The sequence below is a fragment of the Rhodococcus (subgen. Prescottella) equi genome (assembly GCF_003013675.1).
Classification (GTDB): domain Bacteria; phylum Actinomycetota; class Actinomycetes; order Mycobacteriales; family Mycobacteriaceae; genus Prescottella; species Prescottella equi.
Genome location: NZ_CP027793.1, coordinates 1343923 through 1360421 on the forward strand (window position 1 = coordinate 1343923; position 16499 = coordinate 1360421).

Annotated in this window: 14 protein-coding genes; 5 read left to right on the forward strand and 9 right to left on the reverse strand. The window is 68.8% G+C overall.

Annotation, left to right across the window (positions count from 1 at the left end):
- Positions 1-31: 31 nt before the first annotated feature.
- From C7H75_RS06480 to C7H75_RS06505, 6 genes are all read right to left on the reverse strand, one after another.
- Complete coding sequence (locus C7H75_RS06480) at positions 32-823, reverse strand: ABC transporter permease (protein WP_022594515.1); 792 nt, start codon at positions 821-823, stop codon at positions 32-34.
- Positions 820-1782, reverse strand: a complete 963-nt coding sequence (locus C7H75_RS06485; protein ID WP_106851117.1) for an ATP-binding cassette domain-containing protein — start codon at positions 1780-1782, stop codon at positions 820-822. The genes C7H75_RS06480 and C7H75_RS06485 overlap by 4 nt, the downstream gene beginning before the upstream one ends.
- Before the next feature lie 32 nt (positions 1783-1814).
- Positions 1815-2660: a DUF4097 family beta strand repeat-containing protein gene (locus C7H75_RS06490; RefSeq protein ID WP_013415160.1), complete on the reverse strand. Its 846-nt coding sequence runs from the start codon at positions 2658-2660 to the stop codon at positions 1815-1817.
- A gap of 41 nt (positions 2661-2701) precedes the next feature.
- Entirely contained in the window at positions 2702-3217 is a 516-nt protein-coding gene (locus C7H75_RS06495) for a hypothetical protein (protein ID WP_005514863.1), read from the reverse strand.
- Between the two features lie 86 nt (positions 3218-3303).
- A complete protein-coding gene (locus C7H75_RS06500; protein ID WP_106851118.1) occupies positions 3304-4575 on the reverse strand; it encodes a hypothetical protein in 1272 nt (423 codons plus the stop codon).
- A 17-nt stretch (positions 4576-4592) separates the two neighbouring features.
- Positions 4593-5360 (reverse strand): crotonase/enoyl-CoA hydratase family protein, encoded by a 768-nt coding sequence (locus tag C7H75_RS06505; RefSeq protein ID WP_005514861.1) that lies wholly within the window; start codon positions 5358-5360, stop codon positions 4593-4595.
- A 169-nt stretch (positions 5361-5529) separates the two neighbouring features.
- Here C7H75_RS06505 and C7H75_RS06510 point away from each other — a divergent pair, with 169 nt between their 5' ends.
- A complete protein-coding gene (locus tag C7H75_RS06510) occupies positions 5530-6330 on the forward strand; it encodes an FAD:protein FMN transferase (protein WP_106851119.1) in 801 nt (266 codons plus the stop codon).
- Positions 6331-6332: 2 nt separating this feature from the next.
- On the opposite strand, the gene pgi is transcribed toward C7H75_RS06510, so the two are convergent.
- Positions 6333-7982: a glucose-6-phosphate isomerase gene (pgi, locus tag C7H75_RS06515; RefSeq protein WP_005514858.1), complete on the reverse strand. Its 1650-nt coding sequence runs from the start codon at positions 7980-7982 to the stop codon at positions 6333-6335.
- An 89-nt stretch (positions 7983-8071) separates the two neighbouring features.
- Here pgi and C7H75_RS06520 point away from each other — a divergent pair, with 89 nt between their 5' ends.
- The gene (locus C7H75_RS06520) at positions 8072-9523 is read left to right on the forward strand and encodes an NAD-dependent succinate-semialdehyde dehydrogenase (protein WP_175271891.1); all 1452 of its coding nucleotides are present in this window, start codon (positions 8072-8074) and stop codon (positions 9521-9523) included.
- 90 nt (positions 9524-9613) lie between these two features.
- Here C7H75_RS06520 and C7H75_RS06525 read toward each other — a convergent pair whose 3' ends face one another.
- A complete protein-coding gene (locus tag C7H75_RS06525; RefSeq protein WP_005514856.1) occupies positions 9614-9907 on the reverse strand; it encodes a chorismate mutase in 294 nt (97 codons plus the stop codon).
- A gap of 333 nt (positions 9908-10240) precedes the next feature.
- Between C7H75_RS06525 and pcrA the strand changes: the two genes are divergently transcribed.
- Entirely contained in the window at positions 10241-12715 is a 2475-nt protein-coding gene (gene pcrA, locus C7H75_RS06530) for a DNA helicase PcrA (RefSeq protein WP_106851120.1), read from the forward strand.
- A gap of 93 nt (positions 12716-12808) precedes the next feature.
- On the opposite strand, the gene C7H75_RS06535 is transcribed toward pcrA, so the two are convergent.
- Positions 12809-13810 carry a M23 family metallopeptidase gene (locus C7H75_RS06535; protein WP_013415166.1) on the reverse strand — a complete coding sequence of 334 codons (1002 nt, stop codon included), beginning with the start codon at positions 13808-13810 and terminating at the stop codon, positions 12809-12811.
- Between the two features lie 546 nt (positions 13811-14356).
- Between C7H75_RS06535 and sucC the strand changes: the two genes are divergently transcribed.
- Both sucC and sucD read left to right on the forward strand, forming a co-directional pair.
- A complete protein-coding gene (sucC, locus tag C7H75_RS06540) occupies positions 14357-15526 on the forward strand; it encodes an ADP-forming succinate--CoA ligase subunit beta (RefSeq protein ID WP_005514851.1) in 1170 nt (389 codons plus the stop codon).
- 15 nt (positions 15527-15541) lie between these two features.
- A complete protein-coding gene (gene sucD, locus C7H75_RS06545) occupies positions 15542-16444 on the forward strand; it encodes a succinate--CoA ligase subunit alpha (protein ID WP_005514850.1) in 903 nt (300 codons plus the stop codon).
- Positions 16445-16499 lie beyond the last annotated feature (55 nt).

The window sequence follows — 16499 nt, forward strand, 5'->3', positions numbered from 1 at the left end:
GAGAACGGTTTCGCGCTACTTCCGGTCGGCGTCAGCGGGGAGAGCGTCGCTCGAACAGGCGGTTCGCCCAGACGTACCCGAACAGGCCGATCCCGACGATCCACGCCGCAGCGAGCGCACCGTTCGCGTCGATCGGCGTGCCCAGGAGCAGGCCGCGCAGCGTCTCGATGACCGGACTGAACGGTTGGTACTCGGCGAACCAGCGCACCGCGGTGGGCATCGAGTCGGTGGGTACGAATCCGCTGCCCAGGAAGGGCAGCAGGATGAGGAACATCGGCAGATTGCTCGCCGTCTCGACGCTCCGCGAGACCAGTCCCAGCGCCACTGACAGCCACGTGATCGCCAGTGTGAAGGCCGCGAGCAGGCCGAAGGCGGCGATCCACTCGGCCGCGGTCGCGGTGGGCCGGAATCCGACGAGGACGGCGACGCCGGTCACGACCGCCAGGCTGAGCATCGTCTGGAGCAGGCTGCCGACGACGTGCCCGGTGAGTACCGAGGCGCGGGAGATCGACATGGTCCGGAACCGGGCGATGATTCCCTCCGTCATGTCCGTCGCGACCGAGATCGCCGTTCCCTGAGCGGAACTCGCTACGGTCATCAACAGGATACCGGGCGTCACGTAGTCCACGTATGCCCCACGCCCGCCGCCCGGGTCGCCCAGTCCGGCACCGAGAGTGCCGCCGAAGACGTAGACGAACAGCAGCAGGAGCACGACGGGCATCCCGATCAGCATCACCGTCATCGACGGGTACCGGATCATGTGCCGCAGATTGCGCCGCAACATCGTGGCGGAATCGGTCACGGCGTAGGAGAGAGTGGTCATCGCGATACCTCCGTAGGGGAGTCGGATCGGGCGGTGAGGGCGAAGAACACGTCGTCGAGGTCGGGAGTGTGGATCGAGAGGTCGGCGACCTCGATGGCCTCGGCGTCCAGTCGGTCGAGAATCGACCGGAGCGACGGGATGCTGCCGTCTCCCGGCACCTGCAGCGTCAGGGTCTCGTCGTCGGGAGCGGACCCGGCGAGAGAGTGTGCAGCCGAACGGAGTTCGTCGACGTCGGCGAAGCGCAGGCGGACATGTCCGCCAGGTACGAGTTGCTTGAGATCGGCCGGCGTGCCGTCGGCGACCAATCGGCCCTGGTCCAGCAGCGCGATGCGATCGGCCAACTGGTCGGCCTCCTCGAGGTACTGGGTGGTGAGGAAGATCGTGACGCCGTCCGCGACGAGTTCGCGCACGATGTCCCACATGGTCCTGCGACTGCGCGGGTCCAGTCCGGTCGTCGGCTCGTCCAGGAAGATGATGCGCGGACGTCCCACGAGCGTCATCACGAGATCGAGTCGGCGCCGCATGCCACCCGAGTAGCTCGCGGCCGGCTTCGACGCCGCCTCGGTGAGATCGAACCGCTCGAGCAGTTCGGCGGTGCGGTGGCGCTCGCTGCGCCGATCGAGGTGGTGGAGATCCGCCATGAGCGCGAGGTTCTCGGCGCCGGTCAGAAGACCGTCCACCGCCGAGAACTGGCCGGTGACACCGATCGCGGACCTGATCGCGTCGGGGTGGCGGCTCAGGTCGTGGCCCGCGACCCACACCTCACCGGCGTCGGGCCGGACCAGCGTGGACAAGATGTTCACGACCGTCGTCTTGCCGGCACCGTTGGGGCCGAGCAGGGAGAAGATGGTGCCCTCGGCGATGTCGAGATCGATGCCGTCGAGTACCACCTTGTCCCCGAAGGACTTCCGAAGTGATCGAACTCGAACTGCTGATGCTGTGGAGACCGTGGATGTCATAGTTCCGCCCTCGAGTTGTGGTCCGCGCCCGGTCAGGGGCGGCGAACGGTGATGTCCCCGAAACTCGTCCGGGCCCGCAGTTCGACCCGTTCCTCGGTCGCTGAGGGGCCGGAGGCCTCGGTGAGAAGGTTGTGGACCTTGCCGAACGAGGTGTGCGCGTCGACGCGCGCGGCGGTGCCTTCGCGGATTCCGGCCTCGACCGCACCATTGCCGGTGCGCAGCGACACGACGCCGCGGGTCACCTCGCCGATCCGGACCTCGCCGTTTGCAGTCGCCGCATCGACGTCGCCCCCGGCGCTACCGACGACGACGTCGCCGTTCGCGGTCTTGACCCGTAGATTCCCGGCGACCGAGCCGATCCTGTTGTGGCCGTTGGAGTTCTCGACCAGAGCGTTTCCGCCGATGTGGGCGACCTCGATCCGGCCCGAACCGGTCGACAGATCGGCGGCGCCGCCGACGGATTCGACCGAGATGGCGCCGGCGCCCGTGTGCACGATCAGATCGCCGGTGCCGTCGAGGCGGATGTCGCCGGTCGCGGACTTCAGTCGGCAGTTACCGAGTAGGCCGGTGGAGCGGAAGCCGCCGACGGAGGCGTCGGACTCCACCGCCGAGTCGGTCGGCAGGTCGACGGTGATGTCGATCGACCCGACCTTGCCCCAGACGCCGAGCACGCGGGGCCGGGGTGCCTTGACGACCAGTCGTCCGGCGGCGAACTCGACTCGCGTCTGTTCGGCCGCGCGCACGTCCTGTTCGCGGTGTGGATCGCTGGGGTGGACCTCCACGACCGTGTCGTCCCGGTCGGAGGCGGTGACGGCGACGTCGCCGACCACGAGCGAGATCGCGGCCGAGATCGGTTCGGGGGTGCTGAAAGTGGGCATCGTGATCCTCGTTGTGTGATGGGGGCGGCGCTGTCGCGTGCTCAGTGGACCCAGCCGGTGAAGCGGTCGCCGCCCGTGGTGGCGCGACGCTCGGGACGACGTGCGCCGCCGCCGTCCTCGAGCCCTGCCGCGGCCGAGCGGACGAGCCACGCGTTGACCGACATTCCGGCGACGCGGGCAGCGTCCTCGACGCGGTCCTTGAGCTCCTGCGGCAACCGGAGGTTGATTCGAGTCATCGGGCCCTCGTCGACGTCGGGGCCCCGGGGCGGGGGTTCCGTGCCGGCCGTTTCCCCGGTGTCGTCGGCGGGTTCACCGGGCGGCGGAGTGACGACGAAGCTCGGCTCCCGACCCCGCAGTCGGAGATCGACCGAGCCGGGCGCGAGGTCGCGGGTGATCTCACCGGCCGCCGCGGACAGCGCGTCGAGCAGTGCCAGACGCACCGCCGAGTCGAGCGGAGCGGTCAGTCGCTCCGCGAGGGCGCGAGCGTCGGGGCCCGCGGCCTCGGCAGCGACTGCGAGGTCGTGCTGAAGGGCGCTGACGTACGGATCCAAGTTCATGGCACCACTATGGCATCACTGTGGTGCCATGTAAATGGGTTTCATGAAATTGATGGTGCCAAGACGGCGCAAAGTGGTGCCATCTGTCACCAGGAGCGCGCCGTGAGTCCTCGCTTTCCGAGTTCGGCGATGGCCAGTTCACGGAGTCGGTCGGAATCTCCGAAGTGCTGCGGATCCACTCCCACCAGCGACAACGTGTACGTCTTGCCGTGTGAGCAGAGGTAGCCCGACAGGCGCGTGGTCGTCGACGCCGGTCGGTGCCGGGACAGTCCCGGATGCACCGCGCGGGTCGCGACGCCGGTGGTGCGATAGGGGCCCAGTGATGCCAAGGAGCCGGGCAACCGACCGATGTTCGAGCACAGTGCGTCGCGCTCCCCGGCCCCGACGGTCAGCCTGTTCGCGATGCGGTCGGGCAGGATCTGCGTGATCTCCTCGGGAAAGCCCGACGGAGCGCCCATCGGTGGCCGAGTGAACGCCGCTCTGCTCAGCCGGCGGATATCGGACAGCGAATCAGTGGGGCGCACAACGACTTCGGTGATGACCATCGCGTTGTCGACGGCGTCGGAATCGCGGGTGTCGACCGGCACACTGACGTGCAACGGCATCGGGACGCCGGCCGCATCGGCGATCGCGGTGACGAGCGCGATGAACAGGCTGTTCGCAGTCCCGCCGTCCGCCGCGGCGGACGCGTCCCACGCCGCGGCGTCGACGTCGACTATCGCGGTCGACGTTCCGGTGGTGAGGTGTGTGCCGCCGGGCCGACGGTCGGCGGCCGCGACCTCACGGAACTCGCGCAGTTCGCGGCGCCTGTCCGCGCTGAACAGCAGACCGAGGGAGGCAGTCGCGCCGTCGGCGAGCACGGAGCCCACGGTGCGTAGCGCGTCGCCCACATCGGACGTCCGGGCGGGGGCCGGAGGCGGGGATCCGCCGGTGAGCGCGGTGGCCGCCGCCGACACGAGTCCGCGCGCGTCGGCGACGACGTGGGAGCACACCAACGAGATCGCAGTTCCGCCGTCGGCGGTGGGCGCCGCGGCGAGCGCCCACGCGGGGCTGTGCTCGGGATCGACGTCGACGTCGGCGCACGCGTCCGCCCACGCCACCACGTCGTCCACCGGGTGCGTCTCGTAGCGCAGCGGATGGGTGGCGGTGCTCGCCTCCCAGCGCATGCGGGCCCCCGGTACCCGGGGGCGGACCACTCGGCGGCCGAGAGCGCCGCGGGAAAGCGCCGCGTGCACCGCTTCGAGCGCCCGGACGTCCACCGCGTCGGCGGTGCGCCACACGCCCTGCATCACGATCGGCAAGCCGTAACCGTGGTGCCTGCGTAGGAAGATCTCGTCCACCATGGTCAGCCGGTCCATGAGACCGGACGTTACCGTCAGTCCCCGCCGAAGCTCCCGTGCCGACCCTCGCCGGCCGTGAAGCGGGCGGCGCCGGAGAGCGCGTCGACCGTGACCGCCACCATGCCGTGCCGGAACTCGGTGGCGAGGGCGTCCTCCTCGGACATGCCCTCCTGCTCGAGCAGCGACATGCGGTCCTCCCGCAGACAGGTCTGCGGGAACGTCGCCAGCTCGGCTGCCAGCTCCTCCGCGGCGACGCGGGCCTGACCGGGCGGTACCACCCGGTTCACCAGACCGATCGTCAGGGCCTCCTCGGCATCCACGGCGCGCCCGGTGAGCACGAGGTCCATCGCCCGCCCCGCCCCGACGATCCGCGGCAAGCGTACGGTGCCGCCGTCGATCAGTGGCACGCCCCAGCGTCGACAGAAGACGCCGAAGACGCTGTCGGCTTCGGCGATTCGCAGGTCGGCCCACAACGCCAGTTCGAGACCGCCCGCCACCGCGTGACCGGACACAGCCGCGATCACCGGCTTGGACAGGCGCATGCGGGTGGGCCCCATCGGGCCGTCGCCGTCCGGAGTGACGTGGTTGGACCGTTCGGTTCCGAGAGCCTTGAGATCGGCCCCGGCGCAGAACGTGCCGCCCTCGCCCCACAGCACCGCCACCGCGGCGTCCGGATCGTCGTCGAACTCCCTGAAGGCGGCCGCGAGAGCCGCGGCGGTGGGGCCGTCCACGGCGTTGCGAACCTCGGGCCGGGACAACACGATCGTGGTGACGGGCCCGGCCTTCTCGCTGCGTACCGGCATGATGCGACGCTACCCGCGGCCGTCCGCGCGGCTGGGGAGAATCCGCGATTCGACGGGAAACCGATTCACGGGCGGGCCCGGACCGGTGCGCCGAGCGCATAATTGAGGAAATGAACCCGTTGTCCGCACCGGTTCCCGAACCGGTTCGCACGGAGACACGGAGTGCGTCATGTTGGTCGAAACCAGATGGAGCGCCTGGGGCGAGGAGATCGAGGTCCAGGTGACCGAGGCAGCGGCCCTCGGGTCCGCTGTGGCCCTGGTGGGCGGGGTGCTCGCAGGGGCCGAGGCCGCCTGCAGCCTGCAGCGGGGCGATGCCGAGATCCACGCCGTCAATCTGGCTCAGGGCCTGCCGGTCCGGGTCAGCGTCGGGTTGGCGAGACTGCTCCGGTCGGCTCTGTGGGTGGCACGGATGACCGACGGGGCCGTCAGTCCGCTGGCGGTCGAGGACACCCTGTCCGCCGTGCCGTCCATCCACCCGTCACCGACTTTCCGGGACGTCCAGATCGACGGCGACACCGTTCTCGCACCGTGGGGCGCCTCGTTCGACATCGCGGGCATCGCCAAGGCCGACACCGCGGACCGCGCGGCGACCCTCGTCGCCCACGACCTGGAGTGCGGGGCGCTGGTGCGGATCGGCTCCGACGTCGCAACCGCGGGACACTGCCCGGCCGGCGGCTGGCAGGTGCCGGTGCCGGGAGACGGCACGATCGAGCTGCCGACGGAGACCGCGCTCGCGACGGCCGGCACGGACGCCACGTTCGCCGGCCACGACGCGGTGGGCGGGGAGTGGGAGCAGGTCTCGGTCCTGGCGGAGGACGCGCTGTGGGCCCACGGCGCCGCCGCTGCAGCCCTCCGTCGCGGAGTCGGCGCCGTCACCTGGCTGGAACAGCAGGAACTGGCCGCCCGGCTGGTCGATCGCGACGGGCGCGTCTACACGACGTGCGGATGGAGCCATCCGCACGCCGCGTGATCTCAGACCGCTCGGCCGCGCCGGCTCCGGTACCACCGCACCAAGGCGTCGGTGGACGAGTCGTCCTGCCGCGGAGGAGCTTCCGTGGACGTCAGCACGGGACCGAGCTCGAGTGCCTGGGCCTTGCCGAGTTCGACGCCCCACTGGTCGAACGAATCGATGCCCCAGATGACGCCCGCGACGAACACCTGGTGCTCGTACAGCGCGATGAGCTGACCGATCACCGACGGCGTCAGGCGCGGCGCCAGGATCGTCGTGGTCGGGCGATTACCCGGCATCACCTTGTGCGGTACCAACTCCGGCGGCGTGCCCTCGGCGGCGATCTCCTCGGCGGTCTTGCCGAACGCGAGCACCTTCGTCTGCGCGAACAGGTTGCTCATGAGCAGATCGTGCATGCTGCCGGTCCCGTCGGAGGTCGGCAGGTCGTCGGTGGGCTCGGCGAAGCCGATGAAGTCTGCCGGCACCAGGCGGGTGCCCTGGTGCAGCAACTGGTAGAACGCGTGCTGGCCGTTGGTTCCCGGCTCGCCCCAGAAGATCTCGCCGGTCCTGGTGGTGACGGGGGAGCCGTCGGCGCGCACCGACTTGCCGTTCGACTCCATCGTGAGCTGCTGCAGGTAGGCCGCGAAGCGGGCCAGATCGTTCGAATACGGAAGGACCGCACGGGATTCGGCGTCGAAGAAACTCGAGTACCACACCCCGATCAGTCCCAGCAGCACCGGCGCGTTCTCCGCGAGCGGCGCCGTCCGGAAGTGCTCGTCGACGGCATGGAAGCCGGCGAGGAACTCCGCGAAGCGCTCCTTGCCGATCACCGCCATCACCGACAACCCGATCGCCGAGTCCACCGAGTAGCGTCCGCCGACCCAGTCCCAGAACCCGAACATGTTGGCGGTGTCGATGCCGAACTCCGCGACCCGCTCGGCGTGCGTCGAGACCGCCACGAAGTGCTTGGGCACCGCGTCCTCACCGAGCTCGTCGACGAGCCAGCGGCGCGCGGCGGATGCGTTCGTCAGCGTCTCGAGCGTCGAGAACGTCTTCGACGCGACGACGAACAGCGTCGTGGCCGGATCCAGGTCGGCCAGCGTGCCCACCAGGTCGGCAGGGTCGACGTTGGAGACGAAACGCGCCGAGATCCCGGCGTCGGCGTAGTGACGCAGCGCCCCGCACACCATCACCGGACCGAGATCCGAACCGCCGATACCGATGTTGACGACCGTGCGGATCTTCTCGCCGGTCGCGCCCCGCCACTGCCCGGACCGCAGCCGGTCGGTGAACTCGCCCATCCGGCGCAGAACGTCGTGCACGTCGGCGACGACGTCCTGCCCGTCGACGGTGAGGTCGGCGTCCGCCGGCAGGCGCAGGGCGGTGTGCAGCACCGCGCGGTCCTCCGACGTGTTGATGTGCGCGCCCGCGAACATGTCGTCGCGGCGCTGCTCCACCTGTGCGGTTCGCGCCAGTTCCACGAGCAGATCAAGGGTTTCGCGAGTTACACGATGTTTGCTGTAGTCCACGTACAGGTCGCCCGCCGTCACCGTCAGTTCGGTGCCTCGGGAGGGGTCCTGAGCGAACAGGTCTCGCAGATGGGCAGATTCGACCACTCGATGATGCGCATCCAGATTCTTCCAGGCTGCGGTACCGGTGATGTCTGTGCTCATGCAGGAAGCTTATCGGCAGCGCGCCCGAAGCTCTTGCCGACTCTCGTTGAGCGACACACGGCGCGCTCGACCGGCGCATGATGGAAGCCATGAACCCAGCCGAACTGATTCGTGCCGTTCCTACCAAGCTGTGGATCGGGGGCACCTCCGTGGACGCCGAGAACGGCGCCACCTTCCCCGTGTACGACCCCGCGACCGGTGACGTACTCACCGAGGTCGCCGACGCCAGTCCCGGCGACGCCGTCAAGGCCCTCGACGCCGCGGCCGCCGCACAGGCGGACTGGGCCGCCACGCCCGCCCGCGAGCGCGGCGAGTTGCTGCGCTCGGTGTTCGACAAGATCACGACCCGCGCGGAGACCTTCGCGCAACTGATGACCCTCGAGATGGGCAAAGCGCTGCCCGAGAGCCGGGCCGAGGTCAAGTACGGCGCCGAGTTCTTCCGGTGGTTCGCCGAGGAAGCGGTCCGGATGGAGGGTCGCTACCAGGCCGCGCCCGCCGGCAACGGCCGCATCCTGGTGTCGAAGCAGCCGGTGGGACCGTGCTTGGCGATCACGCCGTGGAACTTCCCGCTCGCGATGGGCACCCGCAAGATCGGCCCGGCGCTGGCCGCCGGCTGCACCATGATCGTCAAGCCTGCATCGGAGACGCCGCTGACCATGCTGGCGCTGGCCGAGCTGTTCGTCGAGGCGGGGCTGCCGCCGGGCGTGCTGTCGGTGCTGCCGACGTCGCATTCGAGCGCGGTCACCGAGCCGCTGCTCGAGGACCCTCGGCTGCGCAAACTCACCTTCACCGGCTCCACCGGTGTGGGCCGGATGCTGGTCGAGAAGTCCGCGAAGGGGCTGCTGCGCACGTCGATGGAACTCGGTGGCAACGCGCCGTTCGTCGTGTTCGACGACGCCGATGTCGATGCCGCGGTGGACGGCGCGATGCTGGCCAAGCTCCGCAACGGGGGCGAGGCGTGCACGGCCGCGAACCGTTTCCACGTCGCGAACGCCGTCCGTGAGGAGTTCACCGCGAAACTCACCGAACGGATGGCAGCGTCGAAGATGGGCCCCGGCATCGACCCGGAGACGACGCTCGGCCCGCTGATCAATCGCGATCAGCTCGCCACCGTCGCCGAACTCGTCGACGACGCCGTGCAAGCGGGGGCGAAGGTACTGCTCGGCGGCGAGGCCTCGGGCGGCCCGGGGTGGTTCTATCCCGCCACCGTCCTCGCCGACGTCCCGGCGTCGGCGCGCATCCTGCGCGAGGAGGTGTTCGGGCCGGTCGCGGCAATCACCGGCTTCGACACCGAGGAGGAGGCCGTCGCGGCCGCCAACGACACCGAGTTCGGTCTCGCGGCGTACATCTACACCCGCGACCTGGACCGGGCGCTGCGCGTCTCCGACGCCCTGGAAACGGGCATGGTCGGTGTCAACCGCGGCGTCATCTCCGACACCGCGGCCCCGTTCGGCGGCGTCAAGGCCTCCGGGTTCGGCCGCGAGGGTGGTAGCGAGGGGATCGCCGAGTACCTCGAGACCAAGTACATCGCGCTCACCTGAACCGGCCGCTGCACGAGCACGAGAAACGCCCGGTCCGAACGGACCGGGCGTTTCTCGAGTTCGCGCTGTGAGGTGATGAGACGGGAGCGGTCAGTGCCCCAGCCGGCCGCGTCCGAGACGGAGCAGCAGCATGGCGAGGGTGTGGCCCTCCTGGCCGAGCTCACTGAAGCGCTCCAGAACCTTCATTTCCCGGCTGTGCACCAGCCGTGGGCCACCGGACGCCATACGGGTACGGCCGATGATCTGCGACACCTCGCTGCGGCGCTTGACGGCCGCGAGGATCTCGGCGTCGAGGCGGTCGATCTCCTTGCGGAGTTCGGCGATCTCGGCCTCGCTCGCAGGCAGCGACGAATCGGACGAAGAAGTGGTGGTGGGGCTGCTCATAGTCTGCTCCTCGTGTCGGAACTAGGTTCGTTCGGTTCCCTCGAGTCGTTACGAATCCGGGTCCTGCTCACAAGAACGCCCCGGGATCCAGTGGACCTCGGGGCTCGCGGAGGATCAGGCCGCGGGCACCATCGGTCGGTACCCGCTGGGAAATCGCCAGTGCAGACGGCACTCGCGCCATCGTGCACCGGATGCTCGCATCGTTGCGGCCATGATCACCTCTCCAGTTTGCCACGCGTACAAGTCCAACCCAAGCAAGGGTGACTGCCTTCACGACCAGGGTGATCGGGTACCTGCCGCGGTGTCGGACTTCGCCGGTAGCGTGGACAGACGATGAATACGATCTCCGGTTCCACGCTCGGTATTCCCGGCCATTCCCAGGGCGGATCCCAGGGCGGATCCCGCGGCCCTGCCGACGCGCTGCTCGAGGGGCTCAACCCGCAACAGCGTGAGGCTGTCCTGCACGCGGGGTCGCCGCTGCTCATCGTCGCGGGAGCCGGATCGGGCAAGACTGCCGTCCTCACCCGCCGGATCGCGTACCTGCTGGCCGAGCGGGGAGTGATGCCCGGACAGATCCTCGCGATCACGTTCACCAACAAGGCCGCGGCGGAGATGCGCGAGCGCGTCGCCCAGCTGGTGGGCCCCCGCGCCAACAGCATGTGGGTCTCGACGTTCCACTCGAGCTGCGTCCGGATCCTGCGCGCGCAGGCCGGCCTGCTGCACGGCCTGAACTCGAACTTCTCGATTTACGACGCCGACGACTCGCGCCGCCTGCTGACGATGATTTCCAAGGACCTGGAAATCGACACCAAGCGGTACTCGGCCCGGCTCCTCGCGACCAAGATCTCGAACCTCAAGAACGAGCTGATCGACCCCGAGGAGGCCGCGGCGGACGCCGATCGCGACTCCAACGACCTGGACAAGCTGGTGGCGCGGGTCTACGCGCACTACCAGCAGCGCCTGCGGGCCGCGAACGCTCTCGACTTCGACGACCTCATCGGCGAGACAGTGGGACTGCTGCAGGCGAACCCGCAGGTCGCCGAGTACTACCGGCGCCGCTTCCGGCACGTTCTGGTCGACGAGTACCAGGACACCAACCACGCCCAGTACGTCCTGGTCCGCGAGCTCGTGGGGGAGGAGTCGGACGACCCGTACGCCGTCCCGCCGGGTGAGCTGTGCGTCGTCGGTGACGCCGACCAGTCGATCTATGCGTTCCGTGGCGCGACGATCCGCAACATCGAGGAATTCGAGCGCGACTACCCGGACGCCCGGACCATCCTGCTCGAGCAGAACTACCGTTCCACGCAGAACATCCTGTCCGCGGCGAACTCGGTGATCTCCCGCAACACCGGTCGGCGCGAGAAGCGGTTGTGGACGGACTCCGGCGAGGGCGAGCTGATCACCGGCTACGTCGCCGACAACGAGCACGACGAGGCGCAGTTCGTGGCGTCCGAGATCGACCGCCTGGTCGACGCCGGCGAGACCAAGTTCGGTGAGGTGGCGGTCTTCTACCGGACCAACAACTCCTCCCGCGCGCTGGAAGAGATCTTCATCCGGCTCGGGATTCCGTACAAGGTGGTCGGCGGCACGCGGTTCTACGAGCGCAAGGAAGTGCGCGACATCGTCGCCTACCTGCGTGTGCTGGCGAACGAGGACGACACGGTGAGCCTGCGCCGGATCCTCAACACCCCGCGCCGCGGCATCGGCGATCGCGCCGAGGCGTGCGTGTCGGTGTACGCGGAGCAGAAGGGCGTCGGATTCGCCGAGGCGTTGCGGGCCGCCGGCGAGGGATCGGTGCCGCTGCTCAACACCCGGTCCCAGAAGGCGATCGCGTCGTTCCTCGAGCTGCTCGACGGGCTGCGCGCGCTCATGGTGAGCACCGACGCCGACGGCAACGACCTCACCGACATCGGAGAGGTCGTCGAAGGTGTCCTCGATCGCACCGGCTACCGCCGGGAGCTCGAGGTCAGCGGCGACCCTCAGGACGGTGCCCGCCTCGACAACCTGAACGAATTGGTCAGCGTCGCAAGAGAGTTCAGCTCCGACGCCCGCAACGCCGCTGCCTTCGCCGAGGAGAACGCCGCCGAGGGTGACGTCGTGGAAGACGAGGGTCAGCCCGATCCCGGCTCACTCGCCGCGTTTCTCGAGCGGGTGTCGCTGGTCGCCGACTCCGACCAGGTGCCCGACGAGGGTGAGGGCGTGGTGACCCTCATGACGCTGCACACCGCGAAGGGTCTCGAGTTCCCCGTCGTGTTCGTGACCGGCTGGGAGGACGGGCAGTTCCCGCACATGAGGGCGCTCGGCGATCCGGCGGAACTGTCGGAGGAGCGGCGGCTCGCGTACGTCGGGATCACCCGCGCGCGGCACCGGCTGTATCTCACCCGCGCGATCGTGCGGTCGGCTTGGGGGCAGCCCGTCACCAATCCGGAATCGCGCTTCCTGCAGGAGATTCCGGCCGATCTCGTGAACTGGCGACGCGAGGATCCCGGTGTGCTGGGTACCGGTGGTGCGATCGGCGGCGGGCGTCCGCGTGGCCAGGGCTACGGGGGCGGCTTCGGGGGCGGCGGAGCGGGATTCGGTTCGACGGGTCGCTCGGGCGCTTCGTCGCCGAGCTTCGGGGCGCCGCGCGGGCGCAACAACAATCTGGTGCTCGCCGTGGGGGATCGGGTCAGCCACGACAAGTACGGGCTCGGCAAGGTGCTCGAGACCAAGGGGGCCGGTCCGACCGCGACGGTCACGATCGACTTCGGTTCGGCCGGCAAGGTGCGGCTGATGCTCATCGGCGGCGTGCCGATGGTCAAACTCTGACGCGTCCCTGCGGAGACGCGGAGACCGAAACGCCTCCGGCCCAAGCGAAATGCTTGGGCCGGAGGCGTTTTCGGTAGCGGGGTGCGCGGCCGATCAGGGCTGTTCGACGCCGAGGCTGATGCCGCGGGTCGCAAGCCACGGCAGCGGATCGATCTTGTTCTCGCCGGCCAGGTGGACCTCGAAGTGCAGGTGCGGACCCGTGGAGAAGCCGCGGTTGCCCATGGTGGCGATCTGGTCGCCGGCCATGACCTTCTGCCCGACCGTCACGAGCGTCTCGTTGATGTGGCCGTACACGGTGATCGTGCCGTCGGCGTGCTGGAGACGGACCCACATGCCGAAGCCGGAGGCCGGACCGGAGTCGATGACCGTGCCGTCGGCCACCGCGTAGATCGGGGTGCCGATGGCGTTGGCGATGTCGACACCCGCGTGCAGGGTGCCCCAGCGGGCCCCGAACGACGAGGTGTAGGTGCCCTTGGCGGGCAGGACGAACAGCGGGCGCCGGGCGGCGGCCTCGCGGGCGGCGCGCTCCTCGCTGAAACGCTGGCCCTTGGCCAGCAGGTTGGAGAACTGGTTCAGATCCGTCGGGTTCGCGAGGGCGAGTACCTGCGGGGCGGAACTGGTGGAGGTCGTCTGCGCGACATTGCTGAACTGTGCCGCCTGGGGAGTCGCGGTGGTGGCGACGGATCCGGCCTCGTCGAGGGCGACCTCGGAATGATCGGAATCCTGCGACGGTCCGCTGACCGCGGCCTGTCCGGCGGCGACCACTGCGCCGGCGGCCACTGCGATGACCGCTGCCCGGCCCTTGAGGGCGGTGGGCGGGGTGGGGAGGCGGTGGCGACCACCGCGTCCGGGGGGAGCGGCAGCGGTGACCGTGGTGGCCCCGACGATCTCGGTGGGGGCCTCGCCGGTGCCGGGGGCATCCTCGCGGGCGGTGGGAACTTCGGTGCTGTGGAGCATGACGCTGTGAATCTCGGTTCTTTCCGCCCCGGAGCCTGTGGCTTCCGGACCTGCCGCCGCTGGGAACGCCCGGGTGGGCTCCTCGTCGGCGTGCTGTTTCACGAATCGGCTGGCGGTGAACTGAGTGCGGTGGTGCATGTGCCCTGCCGTCCTCCTGCCCGTGACCTGCCTGTGACTTAGACCTTGGCGACGGTAACGAAACGGTTGCAGCGGGGCAACCTGTACCGCGCAAGCAACATGGCATTGTGACGCGTGTCACACGGTGAGCTGGGAGGATGTCGAACATCCCGAATGGTTTCGTTCATATATCGGGACGGCTCGTGTTTGTTACAGCCCGATCGCGGCAGTGATCGGTTGCAGGTCGGTTGCAGTGCCGGGTAGTTGCCGCGCGGCGGTTTCGGGGGTGATTCGGGTGGTCCGATCGCGACGCCGTTCGGGCCACCTGCAATCCTTGGGAGGGCGCCTTCTGGCGCGGCCGCACCGAGTGCGCACCCGGATCGAATCGTGGGTGCCGCCGCTCCTGTGATGTGGTGGCCGCGACGGAGTGCCGCCGTCGGCTCGAGCGCGTGATATATGCCACATGGCACATAGGCGAGCGATAGTCGATTGATTGAACTAGTTAAAGTCCGACACGGACCCGCTCCTACCCCGAGCGGGCGTCAACGCAGACGAGACGGTGAGCAGATGGATCTCTTCGAATACCAGGCGAAGGAACTCTTCGCCAAGCATGACGTGCCGACGTCGGCCGGCCGTGTTACCGACACGGTTGCCGGTGCCCGCGAGATCGCGGAGGAAATCGGCAAGCCGGTCATGGTCAAGGCCCAGGTCAAGGTCGGCGGCCGTGGCAAGGCCGGTGGCGTGAAGTACGCCGCCACCGCGGACGATGCGCAGACCCACGCCGAGAACATCCTCGGCCTGGACATCAAGGGCCACGTCGTCAAGAAGCTCCTCGTCGCCGAGGCGAGCGACATCGCGGAGGAGTACTACATCTCCTTCCTGCTCGACCGCACCAACCGCACCTACCTGGCCATGTGCTCGGTCGAGGGTGGCATGGAGATCGAAGAGGTCGCCGCCACCAAGCCGGAGCGTCTCGCCAAGGTCTCCGTCGACGCCGTGAAGGGTGTCGACCTCGCGTTCGCGCGCAGCATCGCCGAGCAGGGCCACCTGCCCGCCGAGGTGCTCGACGCCGCAGCCGTGACCATCCAGAAGCTGTGGGAGGTCTTCGTCAAGGAAGACGCTCTCCTCGTCGAGGTCAACCCGCTCGTCCGTACGCCCGACGACCAGATCCTCGCCCTCGACGGCAAGGTCACCCTGGACGCCAACGCCGACTTCCGTCAGCCCGGCCACGCCGAGTTCGAGGACAAGGACGCGACGGATCCGCTCGAGCTCAAGGCCAAGGAGAACGACCTCAACTACGTCAAGCTCGACGGCGAGGTCGGAATCATCGGTAACGGCGCCGGCCTGGTCATGTCGACCCTGGACGTCGTCGCCTACGCGGGTGAGAAGCACGGCAACGTCAAGCCCGCCAACTTCCTCGACATCGGTGGCGGCGCCTCGGCGGCCGTCATGGCTGCCGGCCTCGACGTCATCCTGAACGACGCACAGGTCAAGAGCGTCTTCGTCAACGTCTTCGGTGGCATCACCGCATGTGACGCGGTCGCCAACGGCATCGTGGGTGCCCTCGAGACCCTGGGCGACGAGGCCAACAAGCCGCTCGTCGTGCGCCTGGACGGCAACAACGTCGAAGAGGGTCGTCGCATCCTCGCCGAGGCCAACCACCCGCTGGTGACGGTCGTCGCAACCATGGACGAGGCTGCCGACAAGGCTGCCGAGCTCGCGTTCGCCGCGAAGTAAGGGACACACACAACAATGGCTATCTTCCTGACCAAGGACTCCAAGGTCATCGTCCAGGGCATCACCGGCGGCGAGGGCACCAAGCACACCGCGCTGATGCTCAAGGCCGGCACCCAGGTCGTCGGTGGCGTCAACGCTCGCAAGGCCGGCACCACGGTCTCGCACACCGACAAGGACGGCAACGCTGTCGAGCTGCCGGTCTTCGCGACCGTCGCCGAGGCCATGAAGGAGACCGGCGCGGACGTCTCGATCGCGTTCGTTCCCCCGGCTTTCTCGAAGGACGCCATCGTCGAGGCCATCGACGCGGAGATCCCGCTGCTCGTGGTCATCACCGAGGGCATCCCGGTGCAGGACTCCGCGTACGCGTGGGCCTACAACGTGGAGAAGGGCAACAAGACCCGCATCATCGGCCCCAACTGCCCGGGCATCATCACCCCGGAGGAGGCCCTCGTCGGCATCACCCCGGCGAACATCGCGGGCAAGGGTCCGGTCGGCCTGGTCTCCAAGTCCGGCACCCTGACCTACCAGATGATGTTCGAGCTGCGTGAGTACGGCTTCTCGACCGCCATCGGCATCGGCGGCGACCCGGTCATCGGCACCACCCACATCGACGCCATCGAGGCGTTCGAGAAGGATCCCGAGACCAAGCTGATCGTGATGATCGGTGAGATCGGTGGCGACGCCGAGGAGCGTGCCGCCGACTACATCAAGGCCAACGTGACCAAGCCGGTCGTCGGCTACGTCGCGGGCTTCACCGCTCCCGAGGGCAAGACCATGGGCCACGCCGGCGCCATCGTCTCCGGTTCCTCGGGCACCGCGCAGGCCAAGAAGGACGCCCTCGAGGCGGCCGGCGTCAAGGTCGGCAAGACGCCGTCCGAGACCGCGGCTCTCGCTCGGGAGATCCTGCAGAACCTCTAGATCCCGACGGATCTTGCGAACGGCGCTCGCAGCCAGGACGTATCGTCCGGCTGCG